Source organism: Persicirhabdus sediminis (assembly GCF_016595495.1).
Lineage (GTDB): Bacteria > Verrucomicrobiota > Verrucomicrobiia > Verrucomicrobiales > Akkermansiaceae > Persicirhabdus > Persicirhabdus sediminis.
In genome coordinates, this window is record NZ_JAENIM010000039.1 from 720,430 (window position 1) to 738,158 (window position 17,729).

At 48.1% G+C, this 17,729-nt stretch carries 16 protein-coding genes and 1 other RNA gene; 3 read left to right on the forward strand and 14 right to left on the reverse strand.

Annotated elements, in window-relative coordinates:
- Positions 1 to 63 precede the first annotated feature (63 nt).
- Complete coding sequence (gene pdxB / locus JIN82_RS10530; protein WP_200311584.1) at positions 64 to 1,179, forward strand: 4-phosphoerythronate dehydrogenase PdxB; 1,116 nt, start codon at positions 64 to 66, stop codon at positions 1,177 to 1,179.
- Positions 1,180 to 1,232: 53 nt separating this feature from the next.
- Here pdxB and rpoN read toward each other — a convergent pair whose 3' ends face one another.
- The 11 genes from rpoN to JIN82_RS10580 form a co-directional block, all read right to left on the reverse strand.
- Positions 1,233 to 2,627 (reverse strand): RNA polymerase factor sigma-54, encoded by a 1,395-nt coding sequence (rpoN, locus tag JIN82_RS10535; protein WP_267906522.1) that lies wholly within the window; start codon positions 2,625 to 2,627, stop codon positions 1,233 to 1,235.
- Between the two features lie 66 nt (positions 2,628 to 2,693).
- Entirely contained in the window at positions 2,694 to 3,581 is an 888-nt protein-coding gene (locus tag JIN82_RS10540; protein WP_200311586.1) for a phosphatidylserine decarboxylase, read from the reverse strand.
- A gap of 99 nt (positions 3,582 to 3,680) precedes the next feature.
- Positions 3,681 to 3,941 carry a hypothetical protein gene (locus tag JIN82_RS10545; RefSeq protein WP_200311587.1) on the reverse strand — a complete coding sequence of 87 codons (261 nt, stop codon included), beginning with the start codon at positions 3,939 to 3,941 and terminating at the stop codon, positions 3,681 to 3,683.
- Positions 3,942 to 4,152: 211 nt separating this feature from the next.
- Positions 4,153 to 5,151 (reverse strand): PDZ domain-containing protein, encoded by a 999-nt coding sequence (locus JIN82_RS10550; protein WP_200311588.1) that lies wholly within the window; start codon positions 5,149 to 5,151, stop codon positions 4,153 to 4,155.
- 31 nt (positions 5,152 to 5,182) lie between these two features.
- The gene (locus JIN82_RS10555) at positions 5,183 to 6,175 is read right to left on the reverse strand and encodes a S1C family serine protease (protein WP_234041908.1); all 993 of its coding nucleotides are present in this window, start codon (positions 6,173 to 6,175) and stop codon (positions 5,183 to 5,185) included.
- 388 nt (positions 6,176 to 6,563) lie between these two features.
- Positions 6,564 to 6,716, reverse strand: coding sequence for a hypothetical protein (locus JIN82_RS17230; RefSeq protein ID WP_234041909.1), 153 nt, complete (start codon positions 6,714 to 6,716; stop codon positions 6,564 to 6,566).
- A 19-nt stretch (positions 6,717 to 6,735) separates the two neighbouring features.
- Positions 6,736 to 7,563, reverse strand: coding sequence for a hypothetical protein (locus tag JIN82_RS10560; protein WP_234041910.1), 828 nt, complete (start codon positions 7,561 to 7,563; stop codon positions 6,736 to 6,738).
- Between the two features lie 25 nt (positions 7,564 to 7,588).
- Positions 7,589 to 8,134 (reverse strand): TPM domain-containing protein, encoded by a 546-nt coding sequence (locus JIN82_RS10565; protein WP_200311591.1) that lies wholly within the window; start codon positions 8,132 to 8,134, stop codon positions 7,589 to 7,591.
- Positions 8,135 to 8,254: 120 nt separating this feature from the next.
- Positions 8,255 to 9,778: a glutamine-hydrolyzing GMP synthase gene (gene guaA, locus JIN82_RS10570; protein ID WP_200311592.1), complete on the reverse strand. Its 1,524-nt coding sequence runs from the start codon at positions 9,776 to 9,778 to the stop codon at positions 8,255 to 8,257.
- 33 nt (positions 9,779 to 9,811) lie between these two features.
- Positions 9,812 to 11,266, reverse strand: a complete 1,455-nt coding sequence (guaB, locus tag JIN82_RS10575; RefSeq protein ID WP_200311593.1) for an IMP dehydrogenase — start codon at positions 11,264 to 11,266, stop codon at positions 9,812 to 9,814.
- A 141-nt stretch (positions 11,267 to 11,407) separates the two neighbouring features.
- Positions 11,408 to 12,010, reverse strand: a complete 603-nt coding sequence (locus tag JIN82_RS10580; RefSeq protein WP_200311594.1) for a nitroreductase family protein — start codon at positions 12,008 to 12,010, stop codon at positions 11,408 to 11,410.
- 429 nt (positions 12,011 to 12,439) lie between these two features.
- On the opposite strand from JIN82_RS10580, the gene JIN82_RS10585 reads away from it, so the two are divergent.
- Positions 12,440 to 13,123 carry a PEP-CTERM sorting domain-containing protein gene (locus JIN82_RS10585; RefSeq protein WP_200311595.1) on the forward strand — a complete coding sequence of 228 codons (684 nt, stop codon included), beginning with the start codon at positions 12,440 to 12,442 and terminating at the stop codon, positions 13,121 to 13,123.
- 287 nt (positions 13,124 to 13,410) lie between these two features.
- Here JIN82_RS10585 and JIN82_RS10590 read toward each other — a convergent pair whose 3' ends face one another.
- The 3 genes from JIN82_RS10590 to JIN82_RS10600 all read right to left on the reverse strand — a co-directional run bounded on the left by JIN82_RS10590 (position 13,411) and on the right by JIN82_RS10600 (position 16,314).
- Positions 13,411 to 14,262, reverse strand: a complete 852-nt coding sequence (locus JIN82_RS10590) for a hypothetical protein (RefSeq protein WP_200311596.1) — start codon at positions 14,260 to 14,262, stop codon at positions 13,411 to 13,413.
- 824 nt (positions 14,263 to 15,086) lie between these two features.
- An RNA gene (gene rnpB, locus JIN82_RS10595) (RNase P RNA component class A) lies at positions 15,087 to 15,479 on the reverse strand.
- A gap of 142 nt (positions 15,480 to 15,621) precedes the next feature.
- Positions 15,622 to 16,314: a helix-turn-helix transcriptional regulator gene (locus JIN82_RS10600; protein WP_234041911.1), complete on the reverse strand. Its 693-nt coding sequence runs from the start codon at positions 16,312 to 16,314 to the stop codon at positions 15,622 to 15,624.
- 150 nt (positions 16,315 to 16,464) lie between these two features.
- On the opposite strand from JIN82_RS10600, the gene JIN82_RS10605 reads away from it, so the two are divergent.
- Positions 16,465 to 17,670, forward strand: coding sequence for an OmpP1/FadL family transporter (locus JIN82_RS10605; RefSeq protein ID WP_200311597.1), 1,206 nt, complete (start codon positions 16,465 to 16,467; stop codon positions 17,668 to 17,670).
- Positions 17,671 to 17,729: the final 59 nt, after the last annotated feature.

Consider the following 17,729-nt stretch of genomic DNA (forward strand, 5'->3'; position numbering starts at 1 on the left):
AATTCTTACATGCCTGAGAAAAGTATTGTGGATTTACCGCCAATAGTTTTTTAAAGCTCCGACATGAAGATAATCATTGATGACAAAATCCCGTACATCCAAGGCGCGTTGGAATCCGTCGCCGAGTGTATCTACCTGCCAGGTAAAGACACTACTCGAGAAGTTGTAGCGGACGCTGACGCCCTAATCACGCGCACCCGTACACGTTGTCATCGTGACATCCTCGAAGGCAGTCATGTGAAATTTATCGCCACCGCGACAATCGGCTTCGATCACATTGATAGAGATTTCTGTGAGGAAGCTGGCATCGGCTGGACAAATGCTCCAGGGTGTAATGCCAAATCCGTCGAGCAATACGTTGGCGCCGCACTCGCTCACCTACGCATTCATCACGGATTCCAGCTAGCTGGAAAAACATTAGGTGTTGTTGGAGTTGGCAATGTTGGCAAACTCATCGCTAAGCTGGGACATGCGCTTGGCATGAAAGTTCTGCTTAATGACCCACCACGCGCACGCGCCGAGGGTTCAGCTAACTTTGTCTCGCTAGACACAATTCAAAAGGAATGCGACGTCATTTCTCTGCACACACCGCTCAACATGGACGGCGACGACAAAACCTACCATCTAGCGGATGACTCATTTTTCTCCCAGCTAGAAAAAAATCCAGTCATTCTCAACTCCTGTCGCGGTGAAGTGATAGAAACTCAGGCATTAAAATCAGCCATCTCAGCTGGAAAAATCTCCCACGCAGTGATTGATTGTTGGGAAAATGAGCCAGCTATCGATCTTGAATTGCTAGACTCGGTAACCATCGCTACCCCGCACATTGCTGGCTACAGCCGCGATGGCAAAGCCACTGGAACAGCCATGAGCGTGCGCGCTATCAGCCGCCACTTTGGACTCGGATTAGATGACTGGGAATGCTCTAACGTTGAGCCCGCAAAAACACAGAGCATCAACATCCCCGATGCAGTCGAGGATACAGAAGTCGCTGTCTGCGATGCCCTTTTACAGACTTACCCAATCATCGAAGATGACGCGCGACTGCGCGCTAACACCACGGAATTTGAAAAACAGCGCGGTGACTACCCAGTGCGTCGCGAGTTCAGCTACTACTCAGTCGCTGGCCAGCGCGAAGCCGTAGACATTCTCGCACAGATAGGATTTCGCAAAAGCTAAGCGAGCTATTTTATAGACATCTATCAGCTGACGCACTAACTAGCGTCAGCTGGCTAACGACGCTTTCGCAGATGAGACGGCAAAATGCCTAACTGCTCGCGGTACTTAGCCACTGTGCGACGAGCCACTTTGATGCCATCTGCCTTGAGTGCTTTTTCAATACCCGAATCCGATAGAGGTTTGGCTGGATTTTCTTTTGCAACCAGCTGTTGAATAGCCTCTTTCACCCCGGTATTGGAAACTTGATCACCTTCTTTGGTTGTATATCCAGAAGTGAAAAATCGTCGCATCTCTATTAAGCCGTGCGGCGTGCGTACGTATTTTCCAGCTACCGCACGGGAAATCGTTGCCGCATGCACTTCTAAGGTGTCAGCCACATCCATCATCGTCATCGGCTGCAAATAACGCATCCCCTTCTGCATGAACCCAGCTTGACGCTTGATGATTTCAGAAGAAATGCGCAACAAGGTCTCTTGACGCTGTGACACAGCATGCAATATCTGCCTACTCTCGTGCAGGTTCTCTTTGAGAAATTTCTGTGTTGCCGCGTCATTTTTCACCCGCGATAACAAATCTTTGTAGTGGTTGCTAATTCTAATCTTCGGCAAACCTTGATCGGTAAGATTAGCATAAAAGCGCCCTTCTTCATCAGCTAGAAATTCAACATCCGCGCTAACATGCGGGTTAGATGTTGCGTCAAACGTTGCCCCTGGATCCGGAGTTAGAAAAGATATATTTTCAGCCGCAATGGACACCGCATCGGGTGAAACTCCCATTGCGCGGGCAATCTCTTGATAGCGACGCCTTGCTAGGTCATCAAGATGACCTTCCACAATGCGCCCTTCAATCGAGTGACCGAGGCCCATGAAATTTAACTGCAATAATAAGCACTCACGCAAATCCCTAGCACCAACGCCAGCTGGATCATAACCTTGAATCAAGATCAAGGCCTGCTGTAGATCATCCCAGCTAAATTCACCAAGCTGCGCAAGGTCTTCAATATTACTATCAAGAAAACCTCTATCGTTGATGTTGCCTATCAGATAAGAAACCACCTTATACATGTGATCGCTGAGCTCTGACATATTCAGCTGCTCCACCAAGTGCTGCTGCAATGTGATAGGTGCAACAATTGATGCGTACTGATGCTCCTGGCGCGCGATATCATCGTCAGACATGGAGCCACCTTTTTGCGTGATCCAATCATCGCGCCAGTCGTCCTGAAGATCATCCAACACCTCGCTGTCGTATTCTTCCTCTACAGTGGTATCGTACTCTAACTCGTCCGCATCCCCTTCAATTTCCAAGGTCGGATTTAGCGCAGTCACCTGCCTGAGCAACTGACCAAGCTCAAGAGTATTGGCCTGCAGAATCTCCAGACTCTGTCGCATTTGTGGCGACAGCGCCTGCTGCTGTGATAAACTCTGATGAAGACCAATTGCTGACATCACCAATACCTTACAGGCGGCTCTGCCGGTTTAACAGCATTTTTTATGCCAAATTTACACTATTTTCTATAAGTTCGCATACGCCAACAGGTCACCGACCTTGGCATACACCTCAACCTGATCAGATGAATGGTGCGATAGGTCACTAGCTAGCTGGATTTTACCCGGCTCAAAGAATGTCATGGTCGTGGAACCACCAAAAGCAAAGTAACCTTTCTCCTGACCTTTCTCTACTGGCCCAGGTTTGTAAGTTTGATGAATGGTACCCACGCAGGTTGCACCGACTTCCAAAATCAATACCTTGCCGAGATTTTCCGTCTGCACCTCAGTGAGCACGCGTTTATTCTCCCATAAATATCCAAGCCTACGCCCCAGCGCGATTGGAGACACTGAGAAATAATCACCATTGATCAGCTTGGCTTCACCAGCAACACCCGCAACCGGGAAGTGAAATCGATGATAGTCGACTGGACATAGTCGCGACAAAATAACAGAACCGCCCGCATATTTCTCACCTAACTCATCGCTGCCTAGCAGTCTAGCAAGGTCAAATTTCTGACCTTTGACAAAAACCCCCTCTATCTGCGATGCATCTTGAAACGCCAGATGACGTCCATCAGCTGGAAATACAACCTCTGAATCTGCGATAGGTCGCGCTTCAGGTTTGAGCTTGCGATAGAAAAATGCGTTAAAATGCTCGTAACTATCAGGAGCATCTAGAAAATCATTAACATCTAACCCATATTGCTCGATGAATGGAGCGATCTTCTCACGTGAACTCGGCTTATCCATCAACTTGCCATACAGCTTTGAAAAACAAGCTCGCTTAACTAACATGTGCAAAGTAAGCAAACCGAGCGGATTTCCATAAATCCAGCGCAAAAACCCCTCACCGTAGACTTGTTCATCTTCCAGCTGGTCGGTGTAGCGGTTGTAAAATTTTATCGAGTCCAAAATGGTGTGATAGGTTAAATAAAAAAGCAGACGGCTAATCACCGTCTGCTTTTCTATAGAAGCATAGAATTCACTATGCAATCATTATAAAGCTTCTAATTAAGCATTCTTAAGGATCTTCTGAGCCTTATTGATAGTAGTCTTGCTGAGCTTACCGTTTACACGACGTGAGTTGTCGAGAAGGTCTTTGAGCTCTTTAAGGATATCTTCAGATGCTTTGAGCGCCTTCTTTTCACTGCCATACTTCTTGTCTGAGAAGTACTTTGTGAAAGTAGTGCCAGCACGGCTGATGCAAAGACGCCATCCCTGGAATGCTGTAGTTTCGTAAGTGAAGCGAGTAAGGTTCTTTTTAGATTTCATGTAGGTAATGAATGATGTTGGGTTAACAATGGGTGCCTAGCAGACTAATTGAAATAACTAGCAGTTGCTCAGCGCGACGAAAGCTAGATGACAACTAACCAAATGTCTACAAACAATTAGAAAATAATAACAGAATATCAATACAAGCGTTTAAATTCTATTAGAATGAGAACCAACTCTCTTTCAAGCTAGTATAAAACCCCTCCAACATCTAATGACTATTACGTATAACTATAACGATTTCGGAGAGTTTTTCAGCAGGAATTGCATAACTCGCTTCACGTGTAGCCCTTGCAATGTTTAATCCAACACATTCTCCATCAAGATTTAACAGCGCTCCCCCAACTGAGCGTCTATGCAATGGTGTATCATGCTGAATGACAAGTGGGAAACCCTCGCGACGTTCAGAAAACTGCCCTGACATTTGATCATTTCTAGTCAGCGGCGCTCCACCTGGACGTTTTGTTAGCGGTACCTCTGCGACAACTTCTTCACCGTCTCTAATGACTTTGACCGTGATTTTATCCCCAGCCTTACAGCCTTTCAGCGAAGTTGCTAGATCTGCAAGCTTACTAACTTGTGTATCCCCAACAGATACCAGCTGATCACCAACTTGCAATCCAGCCCCTTCAGCGCCGCCCTCTTCAGCTAGCTCAGTGATCTGCACACCATCATCAACAGCCTTCAGCACCACACCTAACATCAAGTCGTGACCGCTATAAGGAATTTCACGTGTATTAGCACTGATCACCCCAACGCGCACGCGAGCTCGCTCACGGCTTGAGGCACCATTAGAAATTACCCAGCTTCCCATAGGTAGCTGGGAGCTAGCTGCCATTACAGATGCTTGTGACTCTTCTAGCCCTACAATCTTAACCAGAGCGATATCCCAATCTTCATCCACCCCAATGACGCTAAGCTCTGTATAAAGCTTGCCTGCGTAGCGCGCTTTTAGATTCTCCACATCGGCAATTTCGCTGGCTTTAGTAACAAACTCACCATTTTCACTTACCATCATGCCGTAGATCTTACGAATGTGAGCTCGCTCGTCAGCGTAGACGATCACTGTACATTCCTGCAGCGCTTGGCGCACTGGCTCAAATGCTTGTGCTGTTAGCGAGCCGTTGATTCGCTGCTCTGATGGCAGTGTTTGGCTTAGAGATAAGCCGCTGGACACTACTAGACTCGCGGCGATAATTGTCGACTTCATGATCAAATGCATCATTGGTAAATTTTAAAGATTATCTTACATCAAGCTCGAATTCCAACTGCAGGATTTCGCCATTGCGCTCGACCACTAGCTTCACTTCATCTTTGGCTGAAAGCTCAGCTAACACAGCGCGCAGCTCATCCTTGTTAGCAACTTCGATATCGGCCAATTTGACGATAATATCTCCCACCTCCACACCGGCGCGTTCGGCTGGCCCATCAGTTTCTAGCTGGACTACTCTAATGCCAGCATCACTATCTTCAGTTAGCACACCAACAAAACCATTGCCACGTTCCGGCCGCTGAGCAAATGGCCCATCGCCTATAAACTCTCCTGCCATCAGCTCATCCCAGTTGCGGATAAAATCCCTAACTGGCACGTGCATGTTCTGCTCCATAGTCATTTGCACGCGGCTATTGATCGCAACGACTTGACCATTTAAATCAAATAGAGGACCACCTGAATCACCGCCAATTACCTTACAGTCAGTTTGCAGCGTGGTGTCTGAGAAACCAACGACTCTACCTAAACGCAGAACAGGCCCGCGCTCTTGATCGAACCCGCCCGAGTGACCGAGGGCAAAAACCCAATGACCCAGCCTCGTTCTATCGTCTTTATCGTAGTTCACAAAAGGGTATTTCCCCTCTTCGGTAATCTTCACTAACGCACTATCAGTCGTGGACACCAAACCTAATGATTTTGCAGCGAGCCTAGTGCCGTCGTTCAATATGATCGTTAACTCTTTGTCCACACCACCACTAACGTGCGCCGCCGTCATTACCAAACCATCTTCTGAAATGATCACCCCGCTACCAAAACCTTCACCTAAATCTATCGAAACCGTCGCTGCTCGCGCACGCTCAAGGTGGGTTTGCAAGGCACTTTGAATCGCTTTGAGATCCTCAAGGTTCTCCGGCGCCTTGCGGTAATTAAAATAATAATCCTCCACTGGCTCAGCCCACGCGCTTGCACCGCTGGCTATCACCGAAGCTGTTATCATTAATCGCTTAAAGGTAGTCATCATTTACAGTCCTTAAGCTAGGCAGACTATCATCAAAATGCAAATGAACTGAGCATTTCGTGCAAATTATCTAGTATAACGCATCAACTGGGCGAATGCCTCCAGTTAGCTTGCTAGATACTTTATGCAAGGGAGCACAAATAATTAGATCGCGACAAAAAAAGAAACAGTCCGTTTGGCTGTGCTCACAAGGAAACCCCCATAACCTTCTAAGCGTGTGCCAATCGGACTGTCTGAAGTCATTATGCATAAATGCCCCAGCAGGGTAAAGCGCCTTCTGCAATCGTCTGCATAGCATAACCCCAAAACCCTAGCAAGTTAACAGAACGAAATATCGATACTACAGATAGATGGAGTATCAGCAAATTTGGACCATGGGCCGCGTAAATGCCTAAAAATCAGAAAAACGATTAATCTGAGTGACAGGTTCCACCATTCTCATTGAATGCATTTTTGAAAATGATTTTTGAAAGAACAGGTGTTCAAATAAAATTTGCTCCCAAGGCGGATTTTCGCCACCTTCCCTGGCGGAATGATAGGCCAAAATGGCAATTTCGTGTTCGCTAGAATGTCTTTGGCAAGCGCCCGTCCTGTTCGGTCGATGACTGCTCGTCATTGCTGTACTCTACAATTGCGCCGATGCTTGCGCCGCCAGGTGCCTGCAGGCGCGTCTGAACTTCGGGGAAATTGAAGCTGTAACGTCGGTAACGAAGGTATAAACGCGATGAATAATAAAGCAGAAATGCAAACAGTAACAGCGCCACCAAGGCGTAAGCTGCCATCTGCAGGTAAAATGCCATCTGTACGGTAAGCTGAAATTTGCCAGCTACCTCCCTTGATGACTTCAACTCAACCGGCTCTGGCTCAGAGGCCACTACCAACATTTCGTCTGGCAATCTCTTTTTCAGCTGCTCCTCCACCCAAAATAAACGGATCACTAGCTGGTCCATAAATGCCGTTAGCTGTTCAGCTGGATCAAGAGACTGCAGCGCCTTGTCGCGAGAGCTCTCTAATGATAAAAAAGATTCGTTTTTATTCAGGTAGCTAGCAGCTGATCCCGCGTAAAACACCTCAGCCTTTTCCGGCTGACCGGCAACATAAACCACAATCGTCGTTAGTAGTTCATCTTCAGCATGTCGGTCTACTAGCTCGTCAACAATATGAGCGTTGTGGCCACGTGGCTCTTTGGGAAATAGGTAGAGCGCTATTTTAGAAAGTAGTACATCAGCGTCGGGATCAGCAGCACCTTCAAAATATCTACCCGGTGGTTCTAAATAATCTTTCTCGCCTTGCTGTAGCAATAAATGACTCCAGCTAGAGATATCTTTCTGCTGCTCCTCAGCTCGCGCTGGCGAGAAGGCTAACAAGATCAACAGAACATAGCTAGGCAAACACAGACTGATGTAACTGAAAAACCTAATCATTAGAAGACCTCCAAATTCTCTTTCCACTACGACGCAGCACTTTTGCTACAGCAACCAGCAATACCTTAATTGCCCTTAAATATTGTGATTGCAGCAGATAAGGGTGTGTTTTCACTAGCAGATCAAATGTCATCTGCTCACTAAGCATTTCCTCAAATGCGTACCCGTAGCACATGGTGATCTCTTTTTTTTCCATATCTAGCAGCACTGTTAGTGATTGCTCAACCGGCACATCACTGCCACTGCATTGGTAACCATTCTGCAGAAAAAATGCCCGCTCTCGTAAGTCTGTCTCAAATGGCAAAGTTTCAAAATGTACAGCCACTGACACTTGCGGGAACTGATAACGAAACCTCTCTAGCAAATGATTTAACGCCCGCCGTTCTTTAGCTTTGAGCGCCCCAGCTGAATCAGACAAACATGGGCCCACCAGCTGCGCATCGTCTAACTCTGCCAGCAAAACAGGCAGAGAAAAGTCACAATGCGGGCAGTCATTAGCGCCACGGTGAATGCGCTGTAGACATCTAGGGCAATACATAGGGTCAATTACGGGGTTTTATGGGCTTATCTTCATAAAAAAATCGGCTCGAGACAAAGTAAAGTCTGAGCCGATTGATAAATGATCTAATTGTCAGCTGTCAACTAACAAGAGTAATAATTACTCCCACTCGATGCTTGCCGGTGGTTTGGTAGAAACATCGTAAAGCACGCGGTTAATACCATCAACCTCATTGAGGATGCGGTGGCTGGTCTCGCGAAGGATCTGGTATGGCAGCTCCACCCAGTCAGCAGTCATGGCATCTTCACTAACGACAGCGCGCAGGTTGATCGCCCACTCGTAGCTGCGCTCGTCACCTTTCACGCCCACTGTTTTCACAGGAACAAGGCATGCATACGCCTGCCAAACTTTATCGTACCAACCGTGATCTTTCAGGCGGCTGATGAAAATGTTGTCACACTCGCGGATGATGCGCAGACGTTTTTCATCCACCACACCTGGGCAGCGAACAGCTAGGCCTGGACCAGGGAACGGGTGGCGATTGAGGATGTCAGCTGGGATCCCCAGTGAAGCACCTAACTCGCGAACTTCATCTTTGAACAGCTCAGCCAGTGGCTCGAGAACTTTCCCCTGCTCTTGCAGGTCGAGGATTCTCTGCACACGGTTGTGGTGAGTCTTGATCACTGATGCTTTTGACTTCTCGTTAGAAGCACTCTCAATCACATCCGGATAGAGTGTGCCCTGAGCAAGCATTTGCGCATCACCAACAGCTTCCCAAAATACATCCACAAACAGGTTACCGATGATTTTACGTTTGGTTTCTGGATCGCCTTCACCTTCCAACTCGCTGAGGAATAATCCTGAGCACTCGATGGTTTCAATCTCTACGCCCATGCGGTGGAAGTTACTTCTAACCTCATCACCTTCATCTTTACGTAGCAGACCGTGGTCTACAAAGATAGCGCGCATGTTTACGCCAGCTTCTTTGAGAAGCACAGCCAGCACAGTGCTATCAACACCACCACTAACACCGCAGACAACTTGTTTGTCGCCCACTTTTTCTTTGATGCCAGCAATCATTTCACGCTTGAAATCTTCAATGTGGAATGGAGCTAACTCCCCAGCCGTAAGCAGGAAGTTATGCAGAATGCGGTTACCTTCATGACTGTGAGTCACCTCCGGGTGGAACTGGATACCGTAAAATGTATCACCCCACTTGAGAGAAACTGGTGTGCCATTTTGGTTAGCAGCAAGTACCGTAGCATTCTCAGGCAGCTCGTTGACGGTGTCTGAGTGGCTCATCCATACTTGTGACTCGTGAGAAATGCCTTCGTACAGACCAACATTATCATTTGGCTTGAGCATAGCAGGACCGTACTCACGGCGGTTGCTAGATTTAACGGATCCACCAAACTTGATGTTAAGCAGCTGCATGCCGTAGCACACACCGAGCACAGGCACGTCGAATGATTTCAACTTTTCGAAATCAATATCAGGTGCATCTTCGTCGCTGGTGCTCTTTGGGCCACCGGACAAAATAATCGCGCCAGGCTCACCGATCTCGGCGATGTCTTCTGGCTGATAGAGCATGGCTGCATAACCAAGCTCACGCACGCGGCGCACGATAAGCTGTGTGTATTGTGAGCCGAAATCGAGAACGGCTACGTGATTCTTTTCTTGCATAGAATTAGGGAAATTAGGTGTTGTTTCTCCTACTTAGCCGAGTGGCTGATAGTTAGTTGGTTCCTCAGTGATAGTGATATCATGAGCGTGGCTCTCACGCAGGCCACCGCTAGTGATCTTGGTGAACATTGCTCGCTCGCGAAGCTCTTGTAAATCATTAGCACCGACATAACCCATGCCTGAGCGAAGTCCGCCCATCAGCTGGAATACAACGTCAGCCAGCACACCTTTATATGGCACACGACCTTCAACACCTTCTGCCACCAGCTTACCTGAGCTGTTTTGACCGTAGCGGTCGCCAGATCCTTTGCGCATCGCACCAAGTGAACCCATACCACGGTATGACTTAAAGCGACGACCTTGGAAATGGATAGTCTTGCCTGGGCTCTCGCGAGTACCAGCCAGCAATGACCCGAGCATGATGAGATCTGCACCTGCAGCCATCGCCTTGACGATGTCACCAGAGTAACGGATACCACCGTCAGCAATCACAGCCACACCTTTTTCGCGGCAGTAAGATGCTACATTTTGAATAGCTGTAAACTGTGGCATGCCCACACCTGAAATCACACGAGTTGTACAGATAGAGCCTGGGCCCACACCTACTTTAACAGCGCTTGCTCCAGCTTCTACGAGATCTTTAGCACCTTCTGCAGTTACTACGTTACCAGCAACCACTGGCTTATCACTCAGGGCTGCTAGCTCAGAAATAACATCAAGAACACGAGTAGTGTGGCCAGTAGCCGCATCGATGAAGAGCGCATCTGCACCTGCTTCAATCAATGCCTGCGCGCGCTCCAGATAATCTGGGCCGACACCAACAGCAGCACCACAGCGGAGCTGACCGTTAGGATCTTTGGCTGCGTTTGTGAAAGTAATGCGTTTCTCAATATCTGCACCTGTGATCAGGCCAGTAAGGAAACCTTCTTTGTTTACCAGCGGCAGTTTCTCAATACGGTTTTGGTAGAGAATGCGGCGCGCCTCTTCGATCAGAGTATCTTCTGGTGCAGTCACCAGACGCTCGAGAGGTGTCATCACCTCGTTAACTGTTGCGCTCTCGCGAGCAATGTGACGAACGTCACGACCAGTAACCATACCGAGCAGCTTGCCAGCATCGTCGACAACTGGGAAACCTGAGAACCCTTGCTCCCACATAATGTGGCGCAGTTCGCTCACGGTGATATTTTTACAAACTGTATAAGGCTGGTGAATCACTGCGTTCTCAGAACGCTTCACCTTCATCACCATCGCCGCCTGATCTGGAATCAGTGCATTACGGTGAATCACACCAATGCCACCTTCACGGGCCAGCGCAATTGCTAGATCAGATTCGGAAACGGTGTCCATCGCCGCCGAAATCACTGGAATATTCAAGGGAATATCCTTTGTCAGCGCGCTTGATATGTTTGCGTCGCCTGGCAAAATTGAGCTCAGACGAGGGGTCAATAATACGTCATCAAATGAAAGTCCTGTGGAAATCTCCGCCATGACGGAATCAACAGGAAGACCCACCATCTGGCAAGTCCGAAGTGCGATTTTTACTCACTTTTTTCCGCGCCCACAAATCATGGCAAAAATCCAGCCAGCAGCACGCCACTGGCTGGTAAAACAAATCACAAATAGATCGCACTAAAAAGTATCGTAGCTGACCACCTCATCGTCGGCGAGCCGCGCGCCACGATCCCACGCCTCCTGAGATTTTTTGCCCACAGGAATCATGAAGCTAATGATATATTCCGCCGGCAAATTCACCAACTTAGCCACCGCCTCACCGTCAAACCCAATCATCGGACAAGAATCATAACCAAGATCTCGAGCCGCCAGCATCAAAGTCATGCCAGCTAGCGCCGACGAACGAATCGCTTCATCGCGGATCAACTGCTCATTGCCATCGTAAAATGGCTGAATCATTGGCCCCAAGATATCCTGCACCTCCTGCGGCGCATGGCCCCAGTATTTTGCCGGGTCTTCATTGTGTGCATTGAGATCCGCACACATTATAAATAACACACTAGCATCCGTCACCTGCGCTTGATCCCATGCCGCAGCCCGTATCTGCTGGCGCAAATCTTTGTCGCGCACTACTAGCAGCCTATAGTTCTGCATATTAAATGACGATGGAGCCAGCTTAGTTAGTCGGATCAGCTCAGCTAGATCAGCCTCAGGCATCACATGCTCAGCGTCGTAATGTTTGATCGAACGGCGGGTATCAATGTTTTCTATCGTTTTCATGATTAGGGTCGGTTGGGATAAAAATGAACTCAGGCGAAAATCCCCAAGTCTCTATCACAACCATCATTAATCACGTTTCCAGCCAGCGCAAGTAGCAGATAGAAAATTCTGCGAAAATTAAACTCCAGCCGGCAGATCCAATCAAGCTGAGAGGAAATCAAGAAAGCGAATCTTCATACCAAGCCCAGCGGCCAACCGCAAAAGAATGATAGAGCACAGCTCCCCACTAACACTTCAGCAGGATATATACCTATCAAAATCTAATACACCAATCAGCTAGCAATCAGCCTGTCCAAATATCCTTAGATACAAGGCACCAAACACACGGATGTATCATACATTTCATGAAGGTTAACTTTACATACCATACGTATGTGAGGAAAAAAGATGGGTCACCTCATCCTCACAAACAAAGAACTCAATAAATCAATGATGAAAAAAACAGCCCTTTTATCGACGATCACCGCATCAATGCTCGCCTCAGCAACTGCCGCGACGGTCTCATTCTCACACACTGATTTTGTCGCCGAATATGGCTATGGAGCCGCTAAAGACAGCATGTCCGTTACTGTCACAGGTGACGACGGCATCAGCTTCACCCTAACTCTAGCAAGTGCCGTTGATGGTTATCAGGTAACTACCGGAAACTCAACCAATGACGGTCGAATTTGTATTACCGATGGCACAGAAAATACCAACGCGAACAGAATCGAAGAAGGCCAAGGGCTGAAATTCAGCCTAGCCGTTGACACTGGCAACACGGGTTTACAGCTAGATAGCCTATCAATTGGCGGCATCAATCTCAGCTGGGCCAGCGCTAATAATAACAACACTCGAGACTTTGAGATTAGCAATGGCAACGGCACAAGTACCATTAATGGCCCTTTCGAAAACGACACCATCCTAGGCTCAATCTTAGGCGATTGGGCTGATATTCCCACAGATGCAGATGGCTTGAATGATTGGTATCTAGATCTAGTTCTAACGTCTGAGTTTGTAACTCGCTTCGAAGGCATCACCTTCGAATATACCACAACGCCAATCCCTGAGCCAAGCACGGCGGGGCTTCTAGGCGTCATGACTATGGGAGCTCTACTAAGAAGAAGACGCTAGATTAGAGTCTGTCACATCCTAAACAATCTCAATGGGTATGGCCTATCACGCCATGCCCATTTTTTGTGCTCAATCACAGCCAGCAACCAACTCCCTCTAATAAAGCTGTGAGGAAATCCAAAACGACCTCCCACAATCCGGACATTGCAATATCTGCTTATTCAACTGCGCTTTCACCATGTCATAAAATCATACCGCTAATCACCGATCCATTACAATCGTTAGGAAAAATCACACCCAGAGCTGGAGGCAATAACTAACCTCGATAGAAAACCTTTAGACTCCACCTACTTCAAACTTACAGGAAAGTAGTTCATCTTATACTTGCGACTAGTACACCATTGTCGAAAGCGTTGGGAACAAATCAAAAATGGTGACCTCTTCTCAAAAGTGCCACTGCACCACCTTTCGCTCGTGGAGGCGACATCAAATTCACCTAATCTAGCAACGACTTCGCTTTCGTTAAATTCCAGCAAAGGAGGAAAAAAGATGTCATCCACCCAGCAACCATTCACTGAATGATCGGGCGTTTTGCCTTCCTCATTCACTAATGGGTTGAGCACCTTTGGTAAAGCTTGCTCACCGCCAATTTCCCACAATGGCTCCTTCGGCGGGAGCTTCCCTTTCACATCCACTTCTGTGAAACTAAGGTTTTTGAATCCCTCAGCTTCCATCTCATTCTTCACTGTGTCCGTGCACAGACAAGTCCCTATCGTCATGCTCTTTCCCAGAGGTTTAGACTTAATATCACGGCGAGCCAGCTGTATTTGGCCATTCGGTAATCTTGCGGTGTATTTGGAGATGTAATTGACAGGAAAGGCCAATAAATGCGTAGCCTCATCAAGCTCAGATTTGGTAAATTTCCTCTCTCCTCGAATCTGGTACTGATCTTTTTCTTCTCGAGGCAATGATGGAAACCTCTTCAAATAAGGCTCCTGACCACTTGATTCTCGGATAAACTGAACTATCTCATGAAAAATTGGCGAATCATATTCAACCTCAATTTTTAAATTCGGTCCACCTCCTTGGGGGAATTTTGGCCAGCGTTTGACGCATTCTTCAAACGCTTCCTCCTTGAGGGTCGGGCGGAAAAAAGAGCTATGGCCCCCCCATATGTTAAACTTAGCTATTTCTTTCATGATTAGACCCCCCTTTTGTCCATCCACGCATAAATCTCAGAAACCAATCCCTCCTCTAACTATGCATGAGAAGACCCTGCATAACCTCAGACATCAATAGGCGTCGAGAACAAAAGACCTAACATCCTTATGCTTCACCCCTAAGAAATATCATCTATCTGCTGACCTTATTCCTTTGCCTAGCCATTTCTAACTCATACTTCGCGCAATACATCCCATAGCAACCTATCGCTAAAGACACGATAAATCCTAGCAAGTTCGGCAATAGAGTTTGCCAGCGGTAATCTCGAGAGAGCACCGCGTTGTCATACTCCCCCTCGATATAGTAGCAACTTACGCTTTCGGCCTTTTTTAGGCTATTGTGCATACGCCGTCTGAATCGGTCAAAATCATCCCTAGATCCGCTATAGATTGACAACCTATCACTCTGATAGATCACACCATCAATCTCATAAGAATATTGCAAACGCAATATGCTACTCCCCGCTTTAACTTCGAGTTTATTTTCCTGAACCGACTTAACCTGAGCCTCTCTGGCCTCCTGATAAAGCGACCACTGATATAAATGGATGAAAATGCTAACCAGCAGGAAAATCGAAAAACAAAGAATTGCGGCAGATATTATAAATGGCACTACGACTCTCATTATTCATTCTCTATTGGACAGCGATGAAACTGTATACCATAGAAGCAACCGCCTGCATAATATATTAAAAAAAACAGTCTTATTATTGCAGGCAGATAAACAAATTTGCCCAAAGATCAGCTGCGGCTCAATTGCCACAATTCTATTAACTGCTAGAGGCCATCAGCTAGGGGGTAAAAATTACCGCTCCCCTATAAGCCGGATTCTGTTCCCACCCGAAGGCAGTAGACGATCATTTATCTCACGGCCCGATGGGCCGAGCCAGCTTTGGTTTCCCTCAGCCGGTGCAACTATTACCCGGAGATTCTAGTCGGGCGGACGACCCTTCTCCTGTTATGTCTTGCATCGCGCGGGGTTTACCATGCCTCCGTAGTTACCCTTGGAGCGGTGGGCTCTTACTCCACCATTTCACCCTTACCTAGCCGAAGCCAGGCGGTATCTTTCTGCTGCACTTTCCGTCCGGTAGGCTTGAACCTACCGTCCCTCGCTTTCGCAAGGCACGCTGTCCTATGATGTCCGGACTTTCCTCGAATCTTGGTTTCCCAAAACCCGCGATCGCCCGGGGAGCGGCGCGGGCAAGATACGCACGAATCCCTGCTTGCCAAGCTAAATTCGTTGCTCCTCCAGCTGGCGCGAAAAAATCCACCTTGCAGTTCACCCCGTCTCATCTCCGCCAGAAGGTTCCAGCCAGCTGGAAAATAAGCCAGCTAGATCTACCCGAGCGTGGAGATCTGATAGGTCACACAGCGCACTCCTTGGGTGCCTTTTTTCACTGTACGCACCACCTGGCTGCCGATGAGTTTTTCCATCATACGCACTTCCATAGTGATCACCGCTGGGTAGAGGTCGAAAATTTTCTGCATCGGATGGTGGTATTCTTCAATGCGGAACCCTTCCTTGGCGGTGTAGAGACAGCGGCTGAAGCAGCCAGATTGGTCGCGCAACTCAGCCAGCTTGGTGGCGCGCTCGACTAATGATTTGCCGACGCGTACTTTATTGAGCCACTTATCGCCGAGTTGATCGTAATAGCGGAAAAGCAATTTTTCTGGGCCAGCGTCGCCAAATTGCAATTTCACAGCCTCGAGCAATGCCAAAGTCACGGTTTCATCCGCCTTGGGAAATAGCGGTTCACACTTTTTTGTCAGCTTGTACATTTTCTGCGGACGCCCCACTTCCACTCGTGGCACCCGCCACGTTTCCAGATAGCCGAGGTCCTGCAGCTTTACACAGTGCTGCTTCACCCCCATGTAACTCATCTCCATTGCACGACTTAGCTCCGCGACAGACATGCCACCAGAGCGTTTCAATTCAGCGAAAATAGCCAGATAAGCTGGCTTGGAGATGTCGTGCATTTCTTTGGAAAACATAGGCGAGGAGTCGTGCCGCGCATCATCTTTACCGCGCATCGATAGTCAAGAATGCTGTGGTCTTAATTGCAAAAAATCTACTTTGCCCGCCGATTTGCAATATAAAACGACCGTTCTTGACAGCTCACCACTCAGATCATTGAATGGAAACTCATCCATAGCGCCCAGCCAACATCTCCCAGCAGCCAAATGACCACTAGAAAACTCATTCTCACCCTAGCCGCCCCATGCGTATTATGCGCACCACTCCAGCTATCAGCATCTGGATTTCAAGTGCTAGAACGTTCAGCTAGAGGATTAGGGCGCGCATTTTCTGGCGAAGCTGCCATCGCTGACGACGCCTCTATCATCTCATCTAACCCAGCTGGAATGATCATGCTAGACGGCACAAGTATATCAACAGGCCTAACCTACGCCGACCCCGTCGTTAACCTCAATGGCTCTAACCCGCTTGGCCAACAAGCGGACGCCAAGGATGTTATCGAAGAAGCCCTTATTCCCTATTTCTATCTGAGCCACAAAGTAGACAACCAACTTGCCCTCGGGCTAGCGCTCTACACCACCCACGGGCTGAAAAATAGCTACTCGGATGATTTTTCCGCAAAAATCTCACCGCAGTCTACGGAGTTAGAAACCATCACCATTGAGCCAGCGCTCGCCTACCGAATCAATCAACAATGGTCACTGGGCATAGGCATCAGCGCTGTCTACGCGGAAGCGAAATTGCGCGGTCGCTCAGTGCCACCATTCCCAGTACCCGATGTCGAATCGACCGGCTCTGACTGGTCTTGGGGCTACCACCTCGGCGTGCTCTACGAATGCTCGGAAAACACACGCTTTGGACTTTATTACAAATCTAACGTCAACCTCAATCTCAAGGGGGACAATGTCGTTAACGGCAACCAACGGGCGGGAAGTCTAGAAGTTGATCTACCCGAAACCATAGAATTCAGCGCCTACCACCAACTCAATGACAACTGGGCCATTCACGGCGATGTCGTATGGACGCATTGGAGCCGGTTCGAAGAACTCAATTTCAACGACCCTGAGATCCCCGTAACTACCGAGAACTGGGATAACAGCATGCGCTACGCCATCGGCGCCACTTATTTCTATAACGACTCATGGACATTTCGCGCTGGATTCTCATACGAAGAAAGCCCCGTGCCAGACGCCCAACACAGGACAGTTAGAATCCCCGACGCTGACCGCTACTGGCTAGCCGTCGGCGCCAGCTACCAGCTGAATGAATGTTATGCGCTCGACTTCGGCTACAGCTACATCACCTCAGCCACCGCAGATATTGAAGAAACAGAAATCCCTAATGGCTTGTTTGATGGCGAGTCAGACGCCTCTGTCCACCTCGTCTCTGTGGGGATTAGCGGTTCGTTTTAGTAGCGGATTAAAAAAGCCTGCAAATTTGCTCAACATTCCATCGAGCACAAGCTAGCGTC